The 17,647-nt window shown below is 44.4% G+C and carries 19 protein-coding genes; 17 read left to right on the top strand and 2 right to left on the bottom strand.

Annotated elements, in window-relative coordinates; translation table 11 throughout:
* Positions 1 to 21 precede the first annotated feature (21 nt).
* The 9 genes from ppk1 (at position 22) to B2739_RS01865 (ending at position 9,014) form a co-directional block, all read left to right on the top strand.
* Positions 22 to 2,100 (top strand): polyphosphate kinase 1, encoded by a 2,079-nt coding sequence (gene ppk1 / locus B2739_RS01825; RefSeq protein ID WP_331344166.1) that lies wholly within the window; start codon positions 22 to 24, stop codon positions 2,098 to 2,100.
* A 274-nt stretch (positions 2,101 to 2,374) separates the two neighbouring features.
* Complete coding sequence (locus B2739_RS01830; protein ID WP_331344167.1) at positions 2,375 to 2,692, top strand: DUF4160 domain-containing protein; 318 nt, start codon at positions 2,375 to 2,377, stop codon at positions 2,690 to 2,692.
* The gene (locus tag B2739_RS01835) at positions 2,673 to 2,924 is read left to right on the top strand and encodes a DUF2442 domain-containing protein (protein ID WP_331344168.1); all 252 of its coding nucleotides are present in this window, start codon (positions 2,673 to 2,675) and stop codon (positions 2,922 to 2,924) included. Before B2739_RS01830 ends, B2739_RS01835 begins: the two co-directional genes overlap by 20 nt.
* A 276-nt stretch (positions 2,925 to 3,200) precedes the next feature.
* Positions 3,201 to 4,061, top strand: coding sequence for an SPFH domain-containing protein (locus B2739_RS01840; protein ID WP_331344169.1), 861 nt, complete (start codon positions 3,201 to 3,203; stop codon positions 4,059 to 4,061).
* 23 nt (positions 4,062 to 4,084) lie between these two features.
* Complete coding sequence (locus B2739_RS01845) at positions 4,085 to 4,315, top strand: hypothetical protein (RefSeq protein ID WP_331344170.1); 231 nt, start codon at positions 4,085 to 4,087, stop codon at positions 4,313 to 4,315.
* Positions 4,315 to 4,503: a DUF4177 domain-containing protein gene (locus B2739_RS01850; protein ID WP_331344171.1), complete on the top strand. Its 189-nt coding sequence runs from the start codon at positions 4,315 to 4,317 to the stop codon at positions 4,501 to 4,503. Before B2739_RS01845 ends, B2739_RS01850 begins: the two co-directional genes overlap by 1 nt.
* 533 nt (positions 4,504 to 5,036) lie before the next feature.
* Positions 5,037 to 6,611 carry an OmpA family protein gene (locus B2739_RS01855; RefSeq protein ID WP_331344172.1) on the top strand — a complete coding sequence of 525 codons (1,575 nt, stop codon included), beginning with the start codon at positions 5,037 to 5,039 and terminating at the stop codon, positions 6,609 to 6,611.
* Positions 6,612 to 6,634: 23 nt separating this feature from the next.
* Positions 6,635 to 8,170: a hypothetical protein gene (locus B2739_RS01860; RefSeq protein ID WP_331344173.1), complete on the top strand. Its 1,536-nt coding sequence runs from the start codon at positions 6,635 to 6,637 to the stop codon at positions 8,168 to 8,170.
* A gap of 1 nt (position 8,171) precedes the next feature.
* Positions 8,172 to 9,014, top strand: coding sequence for a hypothetical protein (locus B2739_RS01865; RefSeq protein ID WP_331344174.1), 843 nt, complete (start codon positions 8,172 to 8,174; stop codon positions 9,012 to 9,014).
* A 38-nt stretch (positions 9,015 to 9,052) separates the two neighbouring features.
* Here the strand turns inward: B2739_RS01865 and yaaA are convergent, their stop codons facing one another.
* Complete coding sequence (gene yaaA / locus B2739_RS01870; RefSeq protein ID WP_331344175.1) at positions 9,053 to 9,838, bottom strand: peroxide stress protein YaaA; 786 nt, start codon at positions 9,836 to 9,838, stop codon at positions 9,053 to 9,055.
* Positions 9,839 to 10,007: 169 nt separating this feature from the next.
* Complete coding sequence (locus B2739_RS01875) at positions 10,008 to 10,490, bottom strand: DUF4265 domain-containing protein (RefSeq protein WP_331344176.1); 483 nt, start codon at positions 10,488 to 10,490, stop codon at positions 10,008 to 10,010.
* A 100-nt stretch (positions 10,491 to 10,590) separates the two neighbouring features.
* Between B2739_RS01875 and B2739_RS01880 the strand changes: the two genes are divergently transcribed.
* The 8 genes from B2739_RS01880 (at position 10,591) to B2739_RS01915 (ending at position 17,578) form a co-directional block, all read left to right on the top strand.
* Positions 10,591 to 11,868: a M48 family metalloprotease gene (locus B2739_RS01880; RefSeq protein ID WP_414633204.1), complete on the top strand. Its 1,278-nt coding sequence runs from the start codon at positions 10,591 to 10,593 to the stop codon at positions 11,866 to 11,868.
* Between the two features lie 115 nt (positions 11,869 to 11,983).
* Complete coding sequence (locus B2739_RS01885) at positions 11,984 to 12,535, top strand: TRAP transporter small permease subunit (RefSeq protein ID WP_331344178.1); 552 nt, start codon at positions 11,984 to 11,986, stop codon at positions 12,533 to 12,535.
* Positions 12,529 to 13,902, top strand: a complete 1,374-nt coding sequence (locus B2739_RS01890) for a TRAP transporter large permease subunit (RefSeq protein WP_331344179.1) — start codon at positions 12,529 to 12,531, stop codon at positions 13,900 to 13,902. Before B2739_RS01885 ends, B2739_RS01890 begins: the two co-directional genes overlap by 7 nt.
* 3 nt (positions 13,903 to 13,905) lie before the next feature.
* The gene (locus B2739_RS01895; protein ID WP_331344180.1) at positions 13,906 to 14,217 is read left to right on the top strand and encodes a hypothetical protein; all 312 of its coding nucleotides are present in this window, start codon (positions 13,906 to 13,908) and stop codon (positions 14,215 to 14,217) included.
* A 387-nt stretch (positions 14,218 to 14,604) separates the two neighbouring features.
* Positions 14,605 to 15,525, top strand: a complete 921-nt coding sequence (locus tag B2739_RS01900) for a PD-(D/E)XK nuclease family protein (RefSeq protein ID WP_331344181.1) — start codon at positions 14,605 to 14,607, stop codon at positions 15,523 to 15,525.
* Positions 15,526 to 15,640: 115 nt separating this feature from the next.
* The gene (locus tag B2739_RS01905) at positions 15,641 to 16,036 is read left to right on the top strand and encodes an acyl-CoA thioesterase (protein WP_331344182.1); all 396 of its coding nucleotides are present in this window, start codon (positions 15,641 to 15,643) and stop codon (positions 16,034 to 16,036) included.
* 271 nt (positions 16,037 to 16,307) lie between these two features.
* Positions 16,308 to 16,865: a cytochrome b gene (locus B2739_RS01910; RefSeq protein WP_331344183.1), complete on the top strand. Its 558-nt coding sequence runs from the start codon at positions 16,308 to 16,310 to the stop codon at positions 16,863 to 16,865.
* Between the two features lie 113 nt (positions 16,866 to 16,978).
* The gene (locus tag B2739_RS01915; protein ID WP_414633200.1) at positions 16,979 to 17,578 is read left to right on the top strand and encodes a YceI family protein; all 600 of its coding nucleotides are present in this window, start codon (positions 16,979 to 16,981) and stop codon (positions 17,576 to 17,578) included.
* Positions 17,579 to 17,647 lie beyond the last annotated feature (69 nt).

Raw genomic sequence — 17,647 nt, forward strand, 5'->3', positions numbered from 1 at the left:
ACCACTTATAGGTTAATAATCGTGTCCACGAGGTATAAGGTGTCTAACGCCTATTTCAACCGCGAGCTTAGCCTGCTCGAATTCAACAAACGCGTCCTCCATCAAGCCTATAACCGCAGTTTGCCGCTGCTGGAACGGCTGCGCTTCCTGTGTATTTTTTCTACCAACCTGGACGAATTTTTTGAAGTGCGCGTCGGCGGACTGGTGGAGATTCTGGAGCGCAATGCACCACCCACCCAAGGACCGGACGGCATGACGCAAACACAAACGCTGAATGAAATTTCCCTGCGTGCGCACGAGTTAGTGGCTGAGCAATACCGCATCCTCAACAATGAAGTATTACCTGCGATGCGCGAGCAAGGCATCCAGATTTTGCGCCGCGAAGATTGGACAGACGAACAAACCCAATACCTGAAACACATTTTTTTATCCGATGTACTGCCCGTACTCAGCCCGATCGGGCTTGACCCGGCGCATCCATTCCCGCGCATTCTCAACAAAAGTTTGAACTTTATTGTGCGGCTCGATGGCAAAGACGCATTCGGCCGCAATTCCGGCCGCGCCATCGTACAAGTGCCGCGCTCACTGCCGCACATTATTGAATTGCCGGAAGCACTCAGTCACAAAGGCCGTAATTTTGTGTTTATTTCTTCCATCATCCATTTTTTTATGGCCGAAATTTTTGTCGGCATGACGGTGATGGAAAGTTATCAATTCCGGCTTACACGCAACTCGGATATTTTTCTCGATGAAGAAGAGACCGACGATCTGTTGCGCGCAGTTCAAGGTGAGCTGGCCTATCGCCAGTACGGCGATGAAGTGCGTTTGGAAATTACCGATACCTGCCCGGCCGAGTTGGAACAATTTTTATTGCAGCGCTGCGAAATCAAAGAGCGTGATTTGTACCGTATTAATGGCCCGGTGAATTTGAATCGCTACAGTGACTTGTTTGATCTGGTCAAAGACCAGCAACATTATTTCACTCCCTTTGTGCAAGCAATGCCCAAATTGCCCAAGCGCACCAACTCCTATTTGGAAGTGCTGCAAAAGCAAGATATTTTATTGCACCACCCATTCGATTCATTTCAATGTGTCGTGGATTTTTTGCGTGAAGCTGCAGCCGATCCGAATGTATTGGCAATTAAACAAACACTGTACCGCACCGGTTCCAATTCCCCAATTGTGGATGCATTGGTTGCCGCGGCAAAAGCAGGCAAAGAAGTCACCGCCATTGTAGAACTGCGCGCGCGTTTTGATGAAGAACAAAACGTGGCACTGGCTGAACGTTTGCAGCGTTTTGGTATTCATGTGATTTACGGTGTCGTGGGTTTTAAAACCCACGCCAAAATGATTTTGGTCGCGCGCCGCGAAAGCAGCAAGCTGCGTTATTACGTTCACTTGGGCACCGGAAACTATCATCCGCGCACCAGTAAAATTTATACCGACTACGGCTTGCTCACATCCGATAAAGAAATTGGTGAAGATGTTTACCGCATTTTTTTGCAATTATCGAGCATGGGCAAAGCGTCAAAAATGGATGCACTCTTGTACGCGCCATTCACTCTGCACAAAGGCATGGTGAAACGTATCCGCACCGAAAAAGAAAATGCTGAAAAAGGCTTGCCCGCGCGCATCATCGCCAAAATGAATTCGCTGTACGATGAAGAATTGGTGAATGAACTTTACGCGGCATCGCAAACCGGTGTGCAAATCGATTTGATCGTGCGCGGCGTTTGCCAATTGCGCCCAGGTGTTGCAGGCATGTCAGAAAATATTCGCGTGCGCTCTATCATCGGCCGCTTTCTGGAACATCACCGCGTGTTTTATTTTGAAAACGGCGGCACCCCGGAATTATTTTGCTCCAGCGCCGACTGGATGCTGCGCAACATGTTCCATCGCGTAGAAACCTGCTTCCCTATCAAACACAAAAAAATCCGCGACCGGATTATTGAAGATATGGAGTTATACCTGCAGGACAACACCCACGCATGGCTACTACAAGAAGATGGCAGCTACCTGCCCACACAACCCAAAGACGGCGAAGATGCCATAGACGTACAAGCCATTTTGCTGGAGCGCTGGTCTGCGCATATGGCGTAACCACCGCATAAACAAAGTAGTTTGGGGTGAGCTTGCGAACCCCAACATTCACTTCCCTCCATCCTTCTTCTCAAAAACTATAATTCCCCGTAATTCCTAGTAACGGTTTACACATATCTAAAAGTTCAACGCAGTATTTAGTTAAAATTTTAAGTTTTTGTGACACGATATTCTTGATATATCGCTTACGGCAGATCAAAGTCAGCGCGCGTTACCAACTCCCGAAGGGATTAACTACGCACAATATTGCACATTCAACTAAAAGGATTATTACATGCCCAAACTTTATGAGTATTTAGGAATTGTCTTGTTTTTCTACAGCAATGAGCACGAACCTATTCATGTACACGGAAAACATGCGGGAAGAGAATCGAAAACTGAAATTCATTTATTTAATGGTAGAATCACCAAAATCACTTTAAAAGATAAAGGCTCAGGTCTGGAGCCAAACAAGCGTAAAGAATTTGAAGAATTCGTTCATGTATATGCCGGTGAAATTGTTGAAAAGTGGGTTGATTACTTTGTAAAAAAGAAATCAATCGCGCCAAAAATTATTACGCAAAAGGTGAAAAATGTCAGCGTTATTCGTTAAAAGCGCAAAGCACCTGAAATCTCACATACTCGAGATAGAATTTTCAGACGGGGCTCACCAAATTGTGGACTTTGCACCGTTTATCTTTTCAGCCGGACACCCCGATTACGAACGCTATAAGTCTGAATCAGGGTTTCTTGGCTTCAAAATAGAAGATGGGAATTTGAATTGGGATGATTACACGATGATCTTCCCTGTTGAGGATTTGTATACCGGAAACTTAACTCGCTAACACTCCATAGCTTGTCAGTTGGGCAGTCATGCCCAACTGACTTTGGCGGTCACACGGCCCTATCTACTATCTTTGCCCGTATCACGGCTTACCCCCCCCCTCTCTTTCCTTTACAAAGCCTCTGATTTTCACTCTCTGAAAACTGGTATGACGCCACAAATGGCTATTTTTTCCTCATTTTTCTTTACTTTATCCAAATGCGGTATTAAATTGATATCTAAATGATATCAATTAATTTCAGATAACAAGTCCATCAGAAACCTAAGGAGCAAGATCATGGTTCATGAAGTTGAAGCGCGTAGCGGTTCGGGTTACTTCCTGTTAGTTGTGCTGCTGGCACTGCAAGTGCTGACGGTAGCCGGAGTCGTGATGATGCCTGGCACTATCAAAATTGTTGCCGGGTTGGCGGCGGTTATCGTGTTTATCTGCTGGTTCGGGTTTTATATGGTGCAGCCCAACCAAGGCAAAGTGTTGCAGCTGTTTGGCCAATACGCGGGGACTGACCGCAACAACGGACTGCGTTGGGCTAACCCGCTGTACAGCAAAAAATCGGTGAGTTTGCGCGTGCGCAATTTTGAATCCGGCCGGTTGAAAGTGAACGATGCCAACGGTAACCCGATTGAAATTGCCGCCGTAATTGTGTGGAAAGTGGTAGACACTGCCGAAGCCGTATTTGAAGTGGATGACTACGAAAATTATGTGACCATCCAGAGCGAAGCCGCGCTGCGCAATTTGGCAACCAGTTACCCCTATGAGTACAACGGTGATGATGAGCAGTTGTCACTGCGCAGCGATTCCAACGCGATTGCATTGAAATTAAAAAATGAAGTGCAAGACCGTTTGCAAAAAGCCGGTGTGGATGTATTGGAAGCGCGCTTGAGCCACTTGGCTTATGCACCGGAAATTGCACAAGCGATGTTGCAACGCCAACAAGCGAGCGCGGTATTAGCGGCGCGCAAAATTATTGTGCAAGGCGCAGTGGGGATGGTGGCCGATGCGTTGGAGCAATTAAAAGCGCAGGATGTTGTGGAATTGGACGGCGAACGCAAAGCGGCGATGGTCAGTAATTTATTAATTGTGCTCTGTGGCGACCAACAAGCTAAACCCGTGATTAATACCGGAACACTCTACTCATAGGTGACTATTAACAGGTGATTCAGGTGAGTAAAAAATCCTTTCCACTGCGCATTAATGAACAAGTCATCGCCGCTATGCAGCGCTGGGCAGACGATGATTTACGCAGTTTGAATGCCCAAATTGAATTTGTATTGCGCGACGCATTGGTAAAAAGTGGCCGCGTGAAATTAATCCAGAAAGTGGTCACTGATCTTGAACCAACCGACAGTGAATCATTTGATAACGACAATACTAGCGAAGAAGGAGATCAATAATGCGCTGGGAATATAAAACCATCACTTTTAAAAAACGCAGCTTCTTTTCCGGCGCGCTTGATGCGGAAGCACTTACTCAACAGCTGGATGGTTTGGGGCGCGATGGCTGGGAATTAGTGAGTATTTGCCCCGGATCATTTTTTGGTGCGCCGGTGGGCGTGATTGCGGTATTAAAACGGCAGAGATAATCTCCATCTTCCCATCTACTATGATCGCTGATTGCCAAGGACACAAGGTGATCATGAGTTCTTCATGAGTGTCAAAATATTCGGATGTTAAATTTGACGACATGGATTAATGTGCTAGATTAATTCGGATCACAAGAGTAAATGTGAGTAATGATCTTGGCCAAAAGCCAAGACTTTAGGAATAAAAAGCAAAGAAACGCTTTTATTTGGATATATTTGGCTTCAGGATTTGCTATGGATTTCCAGCCCTCCCTTTCTGTGTCACACACATCAGCTTCTATAAAATTACTCATTGGCTTTTATGCTCAATTGTTGATTCGTATCGTTGCACACGTTCCGCATAACTCTTTCAGATTGAGCCGCTTATTCACAACACTCACCAAAATGCCTTTTACCTTCTGTGGTTGATCATTGCAGCTTATGCGTGTTAACCACACATAATCTTTAACTACTTATTATCAATGATTAATTAACAATAAAAAATAATTGTTATCGAAATTTTTTTGATTGGAATGTATTAATAAGGGGAAAAAATGAATAAATATTTAAGCTCATCACTTGGCGTATTACTGGCCTTAAGCGTTATTAGCTGCTCAACTGTGCAGCAGTCTAGTGCAGGCAAAGCGGTAAAAAAAACCTTTGCTAATGAAAACCCCTGCTCAAATAATTCTCGTAATAAAGGCATGCTGTTGGGCGCCCTTAGTGGTGCAGCATTGGGGTATGCATTGGGAGATAAAGACTCGTCAGCTGCGCTCGCAGGTGGAGTGTTGGGGCTGGTGGTTGGCAATTTAATCGGTGCGGAGATGGATAAAAAGCGCTGTGATCTTTATAAGATTTCCCAACAATATAATTTACAAATGGAAGTAAAATCCGTAAATGAAAACGGAATGGTGATTGACAGTAAAACAAATTCTAAATCTGATAAACCAATAGGTCTTACCGTCAATATTGGCGAAAAAAACGGGCAAAGCCATTTTGCTGTGGGCTCAGATAAGTTGACACCCAAAGCATTAGAATATTTTTCTGCGATTGCAGATACCTATAACCCACAATTATTTGCGGATGGCATTCAGAATACGGCAGACCGTGCGGCTTATCTAAAATCAGCGCAAGAGAAAAAAATATTGTTAGTAGGTCATACAGACGATACCGGTGACAGTCAATTTAATAAGGATTTATCTGAGCGACGCGCGCGTACAGTCGCTAAATTTTTGAAAGATCGTGGTGTGCCGGAATCTATGTTGTATTTTCAAGGTGCCGGTGAAAGTTTACCCAGAGCAGACAATCGCACAGATGCAGGTCGCGCAGAAAATCGTCGAGTTGAAATTGTAGAGATAGCTAGCGAAGAAAATTTTCAAAAGTATCTGGAAGCTCGCCAACCCAGGCATGAATTCTATCGCCCTGTCAGTCCTTCGTTGATAACTAAAAAGTCAGTTACCAATGCAGGCAACAGTGGTGTAGGTAATAAAAATTCAACATTACCTACACCAAAAACAACCACTCAGGTTAAGTTAGTAGCTACAGGAAAACAGTATACCTATGGTGGTCAGCCTTTAAATACAGCTAATGCTAAAGTTGATTTAGGTTTATCTATTAAAGAAGATGCTGGTTTTAGCTTATTTTCTCAAGCTTACGCAGAAGACTCTGTTGTATTAAACAGCTGTGAGCACGATAGACCGCGCGCAATTGGCGGTGTTAAGTCCTTGGGAACCGAGAATGTCTACGCGACGACAGCTTATCTACCCGGTTTATACAATACATCATGGCACGATACTCTAAATGGTAATCTGGTGATGCTGAATCATGTTGGTGTTTTAAGAGATTCAGCATCACCATCCAATTTGCCAGAACTAAAAATCTACGCAAACTATAATCCGAAAAATAGTAAAACAGCTAAAGCGGATGTGCGATCCTCTCCATCTGTAAATACCTATCGCGGTAGTAAAGGTGTTTTGTATCGCGTATTTGCTGAAGGTGCTGGTGGAATTCAGTGTATGGATGTTTTATTACCATTACAGGGTGGGATTCAAGCCAAGTCGGGACAATTGCTATACAGCAACAACGGTAATTTGTACATGGCAGAATATAAGCCAAAAATGATTCGATAATAGTTAATTTTTTGGAGATTTTCATGAAAGAATTCTTTGCATCATCCCCTGTTATTGCATGGGGTTTGGTCAGTATGATGATGGCGGGATTTGTCATTATGCTGATGTGGGAAAAAATGAAATGGTGGTGGCATAACACTTGGTTTGGCTTTCCTGTAATAGGTCGTACTGCTGCCTTATCTAAAGATTTAAATGTGGATTCAGCAACCGGCTGGTTTAAGGCAGAGCGTACGCTTTGTTCAGACTACAAAAAATTTATCCGGATAAATGATGAACACGATTTTAATGAAAAGATCACTTATATCACCAAAGCAGGAGACCTCGGCCGCTCAAGCACACCCACATGGATCTGGGTTTTAACTATTGCGCTAGTTTTTGTAGAAGCAATGGGTTTTTCTTATGTGTTGGCTGGTTACACAATTCCTGGTGCAAGCGAGAACACCCAACAATATGGCGCTATAGGTATCGCTTTTTTAGTATCTGTCATTCTTGTCGCATTTACACATTTTTCCGGCCATGAACTTTATGTCTCAGGCAAAATTAAACAAGCTCGTCAGGAGTGGTCAGAAGACGAATCAACTCAAGCTAACGGCGATAGATTTAAATTTCGCACAGCAGAAGTTGCTTTAAATAAGCCTCAATCCACTGACGATGAATTTCCTCCCTATACCCAGCTAGCCAACAGAGTTGGCACCCAACCCAGTTATAAAATTACGATCGCAACCATTGCTTGTGTACTGATTGTAGCTATTGGAGCAACTTATGTCAGAGGTCAGGTGCTTGAAGATCAACTATTAATGGAAGTGACCAATAAAACTGAAGATATCAGTTTGTCTATCAATACCAACGATGGTTTGGATATGTCCATTGAGCTTGATGCAAGCCAATTGCCTGCTGATGATGTAGAAGAGCAAGCCAAAGTAGAAAGAAAGGCTGTTGATGAGAGCACGGATAATCATCGTCGTGGTGGTTGGGGAACTTTTATCGTATTAGCTTTTATTTTTATTTTTTTACAATTGTTGGGGGTTATCTTCGGTTACAAATGGGGTTTCGCCGGCAAAGAAAGCCTTCGCGCTTATAATGCAATTGGTCGTGGTCGTTATGCCACCTATGCAGATGTACGTGAACACTATCAAGAAATTGCTGATACAGCCCAGGCGAAGCTGGAAAATTTGCAACAAAAGTTAATGGCAAAACTGATTAAAAGCGGAAATTCAAAAAAAATCGCAGGTAAAACTTTCCGTAACTTTATGGAAGAGGAGCGTGCACTCCAAACCAAAGAATATCATGAACAGCGAGAGCATGCTTCTGCACGCGCAGCTACCAGTAGAGCAGGCGTAGTAGCACCAGCAATATCCAATCACACTGAACCGCAAGCTGAAACTCTGGATGAGGTTATTGCACGCATAGATAGTTTGAAAAATGCTCAGGATAAAAAAGACTATCTGTCATCACTGACGGTTGATATGCGTACTCGTGCGGTAACTTTTATTAAAGAGCGCAAATTTGCTGAAGAAAAAGCCAAAGCGGAGGCAGAATTTGATGGTTTGTTTGATTAAAATGACAACTAAACAAATAGGTTTTATTTTTTTGAGCTTATTGGCTTCGGGTGCAGCTATTGCTGCACCTAAAGGATTGTTGCCCAATTGTTATACTTATGCGAATTTGAGTGCGCCAAATGCCCCACCTACAGTTGAATTATTTGTACTGATAGATCAAACAACGCCGCTAGGATCAAATTTACAACAGGCTGCTGCAGATATTATTAAGCCTTTTTTAAAACAGGGAAATGCTTTTTCAATTATTCAATTTTCTGCGTTTACCCAAGGGCATTACACAGATGTTTTAGCCTCTGAACGACTCAGTCAACTCATCGAACAAAAAGAAAGAAATGCTATCGGCAAAGTACAGTTGGCCAAGTTCGATAAATGTATGAGCGTACAAGGTGCCAATGCAGCGAAAATAGCTGGTGCGGCATTACGCAAAGCTTATGCAGGTACTACATCAGACATGGCTAAATCAGATATTCTGTTCAGCTTGAAAGATATTTCAATTATGATAAATCGTTCAGATGCGAATGAAAAAGTAGTTTTACTGGTCTCAGATATGCTGGAGAACTCATCAATCACGACATTTTATGCCAACCGAGGTGTACGAAAAATCGATCCAGCCAAAGAATATTCGCTAGTAAAAAGTAATAATCTGTTAGGTGATTTCGGTGGTGCACGTATTTATGTGATGGGGGCTGGCTTATTGTCGGATGATGCAAAGCTAGCGAAAGGCGTTTATCGTGATCCTAAAACCATGTTAGTGCTGCAGCAGTTCTGGAAAAATTATTTTCAAAATGCCAATGGCGAATTAATCGAATTTGGCCAACCTGCTCTTTTAAATCCCGTTCAATAGGACGGGATTTAATTCAAATATCACTTTTCTATAACCTCTTACCTATCTTCTCTCACCTCATCCCTCAAGAAAACCCACTCCTTCGGTGAAGACGAACGTTCGTCGTAGCGATAGCCCGCGCTATCAAACTGTTTAAGTTGCTCTACTTTTTTCAATTTATTTTGGATGATGTAGGCGCTCATCATGCCGCGCGCTTTTTTGGCAAAGAAACTGATGATTTTGTACTGACCGTTTTTGCAATCTTTAAAGACGGGGGTAATCACTTCTGCGTGCAATTTTTTGGTGTTCACTGCGCTCCAATATTCGGTTGAGGCGAGGTTGACCACTACACGTTCTTTTTGCGCATCCAATTCCTGATTGAGTTGATCGGTGATGATATCACCCCAAAACTGATACAAATTTTTACCGCGCACGTTGGCAAAGCCGGTGCCCATTTCCAAACGGTAGGGTTGGATTAAATCGAGCGGGCGCAACAGTCCATACAGGCCAGACAAAATACGCAAATGTTGCTGCGCAAAAGTGAAATCACTTTTGGAGAAATTTTCCGCTTCCATGCCGGTGTACACATCGCCTTTAAACGCGAGCACTGCTTGTTTGGCGTTGTCCGGTGTAAAAGGTAATTGCCACTCCAAAAAACGCTGCGCATTTAATTCGCCGAGTTTTTCACTGATCGACATTAGCTTGGATACTTGCGGCGGTGTGAGCGCGCGCAAATCCTTAATCAGCTCTTGCGAGTGATCCAAAAATTGCGGTTGCGTATGCACAGCGGTTTTTGCGGGCGTTTCAAAATCCAGCGTTTTAGCGGGGGAGATTAGATGCAGCATAAAAATCAGATACTAGTGAAACTGGCTTTAAATGGGAGTCGTCATCCTCGCGCATACTCACACGGATGTGAGGTATTAGAGCAATGCAGGAGCAATTGCCGAGCGGGAATCCATAGGTTTTAAACGCTGGGCTCCCGCGCGGGAGTGACGATCATGAACGATTAAAAATTTATTCCGGCTTTAACAGATCCTGCCACCAGTTGAGCGGTGTTTGGCCATCGGTCGGGTCGTACACATTGCCGTACATCCACGCGCTTTGACCATCGCGGCCGACAAATTCGTTGAGGATATTTTCAATTGCGGTAAATCCGCAGCTCACGTGGATGGAATACACCAACATACGCGGCGTTTCGCGGTCCAGTTCACCGCCGAGCTTTTCCAGCTCGGGCGTGAGCGCATCGGCAAGGGTTTGGATATCGCTGCGGCTGAATACACGGATACTCAAGTTGCCACTGCGCTGTACCAGATCAAATTCGCGTGTATCGGCCAGCATTTTCACCACATCACCACTGGCCAGGCCTTTGGCAAATGCAGGCGATTGCACCAATTGGAAATTGCCATCTTCCAATTCGCGCACGTGGAGCTGTTCAACAATCGGCTGGCCATTCGCGCCAATACCGGCAAAAAGTTCGATCACTTGCAAGGACTTCATAAATGGGCGTTCACTTGTGAGAAAAGGCACCTTTAACGGTGTCTGATAAGGGAGTTATGGCATTATACCCATCTCTGTTACAAGGAGTCTTACTATGAAAATGCTTTCACGTGTGTTTGTCCCTTTGTTTGTGTGGGGTGCTATCGCCTCATCACTGATTGGCTGCGTGGTCAATCCGGTGACTGGCAAAAGCCAGATTTCCCTGATGTCGCCCGAGCAGGAAGTGGCCACGGGTGCCAAGAACTATGTGCCGGCACAACAATCGCAAGGTGGCCAATACGTGGTCGATCCCGGCCTCACCACCTATGTGCAACAAGTGGGCAAGAAGCTCGCCGCCGTGAGTGACCGCCCGGATCTGCCTTACGAGTTCGTCGTGCTGAATAACGATGTCCCCAACGCCTGGGCGATGCCCGGCGGAAAGCTGGCAATTAACCGTGGCTTGTTGGTCTATCTGGAAGATGAAGCACAACTCGCCGCTGTGATGGGCCACGAAATTGTCCACGCAGCCGCGCGCCACGGTGCACAGCAACAAACCCAAAGTGTATTGATGGGTGCCGGTGTGCTGATTGCCGGTGTCGCTATTGCCGAGAAAAAACCCGAGTACGGCGCGCTGGGCATGGGTGCGCTGGCGGTGGGATCGCAAGCCTGGCAAGCCAAATACGGCCGCGACCATGAGTTGGAATCCGATGCGGTGGGTATGAAGTACATGATTAAAGCCGGTTATGACCCGCAAGCCGCCGTCGAGCTGCAAGAAATATTTGTGAAATTATCGGAGGGCAGAAACGCCGGTTTCATCGAAGGCCTGTTTGCCAGCCACCCACCTTCACAAGAACGCGTGAATAAAAACCGCGCATTAGCCGCCAAACATCCCGGCGGTGTACGCAACAAAGCCGCTTTCCAACGCGCCATGGCGCAAGTGAATAAAGACAAAAAAGCCTACGAGAATTATCAAAAAGCGCAGAAACTCGCAGGCGAGAAAAAATATATCGATGCAATGACTTACGTAGAACAATCTATCGCCCAACAACCCAAAGAAAATTTATTCTGGGAAATGAAAGGCCAACTGTTATTGCAACAGGATAAAACCAATGAAGCTGTCACGGCATTGAACCGCGCAGTGGATGCCAACCCGAAATATTTCAAGCCTTATATATTCCGCGGCATTGCCTACAACCAATTGGGCAAACAGGATATGGCTGAAAAAGATTTACTCACCAGCACGCGTTATTTGCCCACGCAAATTGCTGCCTATTATTTGGGTGAAGTGAATATGGCCAAAGGTAACCGCTCACAAGCCGCGCAGTATTACCAACAAGCGGCGCAGGGCGGTGGTGAAATTGGCGAAGCTGCAAAAGGCAAATTGGGTAAATTGCAATAACGGTTTTTTAGCCATCGTTGTTTTAATTTAAAATTCACAGGCGCTATTGGAATTCACAATACCAATAGCGCCTGTGTTTATAATCGACACACATTATTACGATAATAATTTCATCATGATTCACTCCCCTGATATTTCTCCTGCGCAACAATTTGTGCGCGCGCTCGATTCCATCGCCGAATACACCGGCACCACTACCGCCTGGCTTACCGGCATTATGGTGTTAGTCGCTTGCACCGTCGTTACCTTGCGCCATGTGTTTGGTATTGGTTCTGTCGCGCTGCAAGAATCCGTCACCTACATGCATGCACTGGTATTTATGTTGGGCGCAGCCTACACCTTAAAAAATGGTGAACATGTGCGGGTGGATATTGTGTATCGCAAATTATCGCTGCGTGCGCGTGCATGGGTGGAAGTGTTGGGAAGCTTGCTATTCACCTTGCCGCTAATGATTTTCATCGGCTGGGGCAGTTGGGATTTTGTGCAGGAAAGTTGGCGTATTCGTGAAGGCTCAACCGATTCCGGTGGATTAGGCGGTGTGTATTTATTAAAAAGTTTACTGCCATTCATGGCCGTCAGTGTGAGCTTGCAGGCAATTGCTGAATTGCTGCGCAATTTATTAGTGCTGATGAATCTGACTCCGGCACAGGAGGAAGCATCATGCTAATTGAATTGATCCCGCTATTCATGTTTGTTGCGATATGCATTTTTTTAATGTTCGGCTATCCCGTCGCACTCACGCTGGGCGGCGTTGCATTAATGTTCGCCGGTGCTGGTATTGCAGGCGGTGTGTTTGATCCGAATTTATTAAAAAGTTTTCCCACACGCCTGTACGGCATTATGAATAATTACACATTAGTCGCCGTGCCATTATTTGTGTTTATGGGCACAGTGCTGGAAAAATCCCGCCTTGCGGAAGATTTATTGGAAAACATGTCAAAAGCCTGTGGCCGTTTGCCTGGGGGTTTGGGCATTTCGGTTATCGTTGTGGGTGCCATGCTCGCCGCCAGCACCGGTATTGTAGGTGCAACAGTAGTGACTATGGGTTTGATGTCGCTGCCGCTTATGATTAAACGCGGTTACGCACCCAGCTTTGCATGCGGTACTATTTGCGCAACCGGAACACTCGGACAAATTATTCCGCCTTCAATCGCACTCGTGTTATTAGGCGATGTGTTATCCAGTGCTTACCAACAGGCGCAATTAAAACTCGGCGTGTTCAACCCCAAAACTATTTCTGTGGGTGATTTATTTATTGCCGCCATAGTGCCGGGGTTGGTGCTGGTTGTGCTGTATATATTGTACGTTTTCTTTACTGCCTTTTTCCGCCCACAGATTATTCCGCGCACATCGATCGACCAGAATGCAGAGAAAGTTCCCTTCATCAAAATTTTGTTCAGCTTATTACCGGTGCTGCTATTAATTGGTTTAGTGCTCGGCTCCATTTTAATGGGCGCAGCAACCCCCACCGAAGCAGCTGGCGTAGGTGCACTTGGCGCGTGTTTATTGGCATTGAGCAAAAAACAATTATGTTTAAAGCGTTTGCGTGAAGTGTCACAATCCACCATAAAAATTACCGCCATGATTTTTATGATCCTGATCGGCGCATCATTATTTTCACTCGTGTTCCGCGGATTCGGTGGCGAAGAATTGGTCCATCACTTTTTCAACCAATTACCCGGCGGTGTCTTCACTGCTGTATTACTGGTAATGCTAGTGATGTTTGTGCTCGGATTTATTCTGGACTTTATCGAAATTATTTTTGTAGTCGTACCAATCGTCGCACCCGTATTACTCGCCATGGGCGTAGATCCTATTTGGCTCGGCATTATGATCGCCGTAAATTTGCAAACGTCTTTCCTCACACCACCCTTCGGTTTTGCACTTTTCTACTTACGCGGCGTCGCACCCGCTAACATCAAAACCGGCGAAATCTATCGCGGCGTTGTGCCCTTCATCGCACTGCAATTATTACTGTTATGCGCAATGGCCATTTGGCCGGGGATTATTACTTGGTTGCCGGAGCAGATGTAAATCATGAATTTCAAAAAAACCTATCTTTTACCTACAAGTATATTTGCCCTTGGATTAACGTTCATTATTGGTTTTGATTTTCTGTTGCGGCAAGTGAATGGCATTCACAACAATCTAGGCACACCTGAATATTTATGGTTTTTCTTTCAAATAACTGTCGCGATAATTACAGGATTGCTGTTCTGGAAAAACGCATCAGGAGTAGGTATTCGTGCAAAATCATTACTATTTTTACTATTGCTGCTAAGCGGTTTAATTTTATATACCTTGATTATTTACGGTTATGTCATTGGAACCGGAATAGACGGGTTTTAATACTTCAGAGTAAAGCCAGCCTCCCTTCTACAACTTGCTAATCGCCCCAGAGGGCTATACTTGCCACAGCCCTCTGGAGATTACGCCATCATGCAAGAATTTAACCCTACGCCTACCGGCACCATCGCGCTGCAAACCATCACTATGCCCGGAGACACCAACCCTTTGGTGACATTTTTGGAGGCTGGGTGATGGCGCAGATGGATGTCGTCTACGTAACCGAAACATTTCGGCCAAATTATTCTGCGCATATCGATCAACCACTATGCAAAAAAATCCCCTTATAAAAATTTTTTTCATTTTATTATCGGTGCTGTTATTAATTGGTTAAATATTAAGATACATTTTAATTGACCAGGCATCATCACCTGATTACTTGAGAAATCTATGGACAATATCAATAAAATTGAAGCTGTAACTGAACGAGATATTGATTTATTGTTGCTTGAAGAATTCAACACATCTTATGAATTTTCATCTTGGTTTTACTCAATCGTTACAAAAGATACCAAAAAACCATTGTGTAAAGGTGCGTGGCATTCGATTTCAGATTCTACTCTTGGTGAATCCGATTTGATTGCGATATACGAGAATGGATTAGCAATTCTTATTGAGAACAAGATTGATGCGCTAGCCCAACCTGAACAAGGAATAAGATATGAAGCGCGAGGACAGAAGGGTGTGAAAACTGGTTTATGGAGCAATTTTATTACTTGCATGGTTGCTCCTAACCTTTACATGCAAAAAGAAAAAGATGCCGGTGTATACCAGACTAATGTAAGTTATGAGGAAATTGCTTATTGGTTTTTGACATCAACTACTAACGATCGAAGATCGATATACAAATCTTATATAGTCAAAGAGGCAATTGAACAAAACAGAAGGGGTTACACAATTAACCCTGACGCAAGAGTTACAGAATTTTGGTTGAGATACTGGGAACTTTCAAGTCAATACTATCCTGACCTCGAAATGAAAAAGCCAGGTATTAAACCTGCAAATTCAGACTGGCCAGTATTTTGTCCTCTGATTTTTGACAAAAGATTCTCAATTGTGCATAAACTCGAACGCGGTGCTGTAGATCTACAAATTGCAGGTGCTGCAACCAAACTGGAGTTTTTACAAAGTTTATTGTCTGATAGCGAGATCAGTATTGAAAAAGCAGGAAAATCAGCCGCAGTACGATTAAGAGTCGCTTCAATTGATAGGTTTGCTTCATTTGAATCACAAAAGAATATTGCAATTGATGGACTGAATGCGGCGAGAAGGCTATTGGATATAGGTACAAATTTAAAAGATAAGATCTGATTTGTTAGTCTTATTTAAAAATACTTGGCAAAAATGACTAAGTTCATTAACGCTCCCATTTGCATACCACCCCAGAGGGCTATACTTGCCACAGCCCTCTGGAGATTACGCCATCATGCAAGAATTTAACCCTACGCCTACCGGCACCATCGCGCTGCAAACTATCACTATGCCCGGAGACACCAACCCCTTTGGCGATATTTTTGGTGGCTGGGTGATGGCGCAGATGGATATTGCCGGCGCGATACATGCGAATGAAGTTGCGCAGGGGCGGGTGACGACGGTGGCGGTGGGGAGTATGGTGTTTATGCGACCGGTGCCGGTGGGGGCGATTATCAGTTGTTACACCAGCACGTTGCGCATTGGAAATACCTCTATCCGCGTAAAGGTAGAAGTGTGGATTAAAGATTTCCTGACCCACAAAATTAGCCAGGTGACGCAGGGCGAGTATGTGTATGTGGCGATTGACGAGCAGGGGCGCAAGCGGCCAGTGCTGAAAAACCCTGAATAAATGCCCTGAATTTTGGATGATAACAAACGAAAAATCTGATGGGTCTGCGCTTATTCTGTGCGTTTGTGATCGTTAAAAATTTTCCAACTCCCTGATTACTCACTACTTATTCAATTAAACCTTTCTTTACGCCCGCACCTGTGTTTTTCTCGCCGGGCTCCGCTAGACTTAAACGACCTTGTTATTGTCATCTGTTACCGTGTATCGTCTTTTCACGTTGTTTTTCATCTTGTGCATATTCAAACAAACAGGCTTTCCGCAGAGGCTAGGGATGTTAAAAGATTCGCGCAGTGGTTACGGTTTGGTTTCCATTTTGATTCATTGGATAAGTGCGCTGCTCATTCTGTTTTTATTTGGATTGGGCACTTACATGGTGGATTTAAGTTACTACGACGATTGGTATCACAAAGGCCCCGAATTACACGTGAGCCTCGGCTTGGTCGTTTTATTATTGATGCTGGTGCGTATTGTGTGGCGCATTGCCAACCCAACCCCGGTTGAACTTACCGCAAAACGCGCACAAAACCTTGCCGCAAAACTCGTTAAAATCGGTTTGTATCTTTTCATTTTTGTGGTGCTGATCAGTGGCTATTTAATTACCACTGCGGAAGGCCAACCGGCAAGCATGTTTAATCTGCTGAAGTTTCCCGTGTTAATTGAACTGGAAGCGGGCAATGTCGATCTTGCCGGTGAATTGCATGAATATTTTGCGTGGGGAATTATCGCGCTGGTGGTGCTGCATGTACTGGGTGCGCTAATGCATCATTTTGTGATGCGCGACAAAACCCTGGTGCGCATGATTAAACCTGTTAAAAAATCCGATGTCTGATGATTGAATTTTGCATCGGCTATTTTTTATTGTTTCATTCAACACTTAACTTAAAACAACATTTAATTTAAAACGTTTCACTCAACTCGATGAACCTCAAAGGAGTTTATACAATGTTAAAACAATCCTTGTTAAAGAAATCTTTTCTTGCGTTAGCCGTTAGCAGCGTTGGCCTAATGAGCTTGCCAACCATGGCAGACACTTATGTGATTGATACCAAAGGTGCGCACGCATCGATCAATTTTGCAATCAAACATTTGGGCTACAGCGTACTGACTGGCCGTTTTGATAAATTCGAAGGTGAATTTACCTACGACCCTGCCAAACCAGAAGCGAGCACCGTGAATGTCACTATCGACACCGCCAGTGTTAACTCCAACCACGCCGAGCGCGACAAGCATTTGCGCAGCGATGATTTCCTGAATGTCGAAAAATTCCCGAAAGCGACTTTTGTAAGCAAATCAATTAAAGTCGATAACGATGACAAAGATGAGTTTGACATCATCGGCGATTTGACTCTCAACGGCGTAACCAAAAGCGTCACCATTGAAGTAGAAAAAGTTGGCGAAGGTAAAGACCCATGGGGCGGTTACCGCGCCGGTTTCTCCGGTGAGACTGAAATCAAATTAAAAGATTTCAACGTGAAAATGGATTTGGGTCCAGCATCACAAGTGGTCAAACTGGAATTGGAAATTGAAGGTATTAAAAAATAATTTCCTGATTGCGCTCTACAAAACAGTGGCAGTGGTAACACTTGCCGCTGTTTTTTTATCATTTATTTT

The sequence above is a fragment of the Cellvibrio sp. UBA7661 genome (genome assembly GCA_002483365.1).
Classification (GTDB): Bacteria; Pseudomonadota; Gammaproteobacteria; order Pseudomonadales; family Cellvibrionaceae; genus Cellvibrio.

Bases quoted from the DNA above. Each gene is read 5' to 3' on its own strand.
- B2739_RS01910 (WP_331344183.1), top strand. From the start codon at position 16,308: ATGTTAAAAGATTCGCGCAGTGGTTACGGTTTGGTTTCCATTTTGATT.
- B2739_RS01850 (WP_331344171.1), top strand. From the start codon at position 4,315: ATGCGCTGGGAATATAAAACCATCACTTTTAAAAAACGCAGCTTCTTT.
- B2739_RS01860 (WP_331344173.1), top strand. From the start codon at position 6,635: ATGAAAGAATTCTTTGCATCATCCCCTGTTATTGCATGGGGTTTGGTC.
- B2739_RS01830 (WP_331344167.1), top strand. From the start codon at position 2,375: ATGCCCAAACTTTATGAGTATTTAGGAATTGTCTTGTTTTTCTACAGC.
- B2739_RS01835 (WP_331344168.1), top strand. From the start codon at position 2,673: ATGTCAGCGTTATTCGTTAAAAGCGCAAAGCACCTGAAATCTCACATA.
- B2739_RS01890 (WP_331344179.1), top strand. From the start codon at position 12,529: ATGCTAATTGAATTGATCCCGCTATTCATGTTTGTTGCGATATGCATT.
- B2739_RS01915 (WP_414633200.1), top strand. From the start codon at position 16,979: ATGTTAAAACAATCCTTGTTAAAGAAATCTTTTCTTGCGTTAGCCGTT.
- B2739_RS01875 (WP_331344176.1), bottom strand. From the start codon at position 10,490: ATGAAGTCCTTGCAAGTGATCGAACTTTTTGCCGGTATTGGCGCGAAT.
- B2739_RS01905 (WP_331344182.1), top strand. From the start codon at position 15,641: ATGCAAGAATTTAACCCTACGCCTACCGGCACCATCGCGCTGCAAACT.
- B2739_RS01855 (WP_331344172.1), top strand. From the start codon at position 5,037: ATGAATAAATATTTAAGCTCATCACTTGGCGTATTACTGGCCTTAAGC.
- B2739_RS01885 (WP_331344178.1), top strand. From the start codon at position 11,984: ATGATTCACTCCCCTGATATTTCTCCTGCGCAACAATTTGTGCGCGCG.
- B2739_RS01865 (WP_331344174.1), top strand. From the start codon at position 8,172: ATGACAACTAAACAAATAGGTTTTATTTTTTTGAGCTTATTGGCTTCG.
- yaaA (WP_331344175.1), bottom strand. From the start codon at position 9,838: ATGCTGCATCTAATCTCCCCCGCTAAAACGCTGGATTTTGAAACGCCC.
- B2739_RS01900 (WP_331344181.1), top strand. From the start codon at position 14,605: ATGGACAATATCAATAAAATTGAAGCTGTAACTGAACGAGATATTGAT.
- B2739_RS01895 (WP_331344180.1), top strand. From the start codon at position 13,906: ATGAATTTCAAAAAAACCTATCTTTTACCTACAAGTATATTTGCCCTT.
- B2739_RS01840 (WP_331344169.1), top strand. From the start codon at position 3,201: ATGGTTCATGAAGTTGAAGCGCGTAGCGGTTCGGGTTACTTCCTGTTA.
- B2739_RS01880 (WP_414633204.1), top strand. From the start codon at position 10,591: ATGCTTTCACGTGTGTTTGTCCCTTTGTTTGTGTGGGGTGCTATCGCC.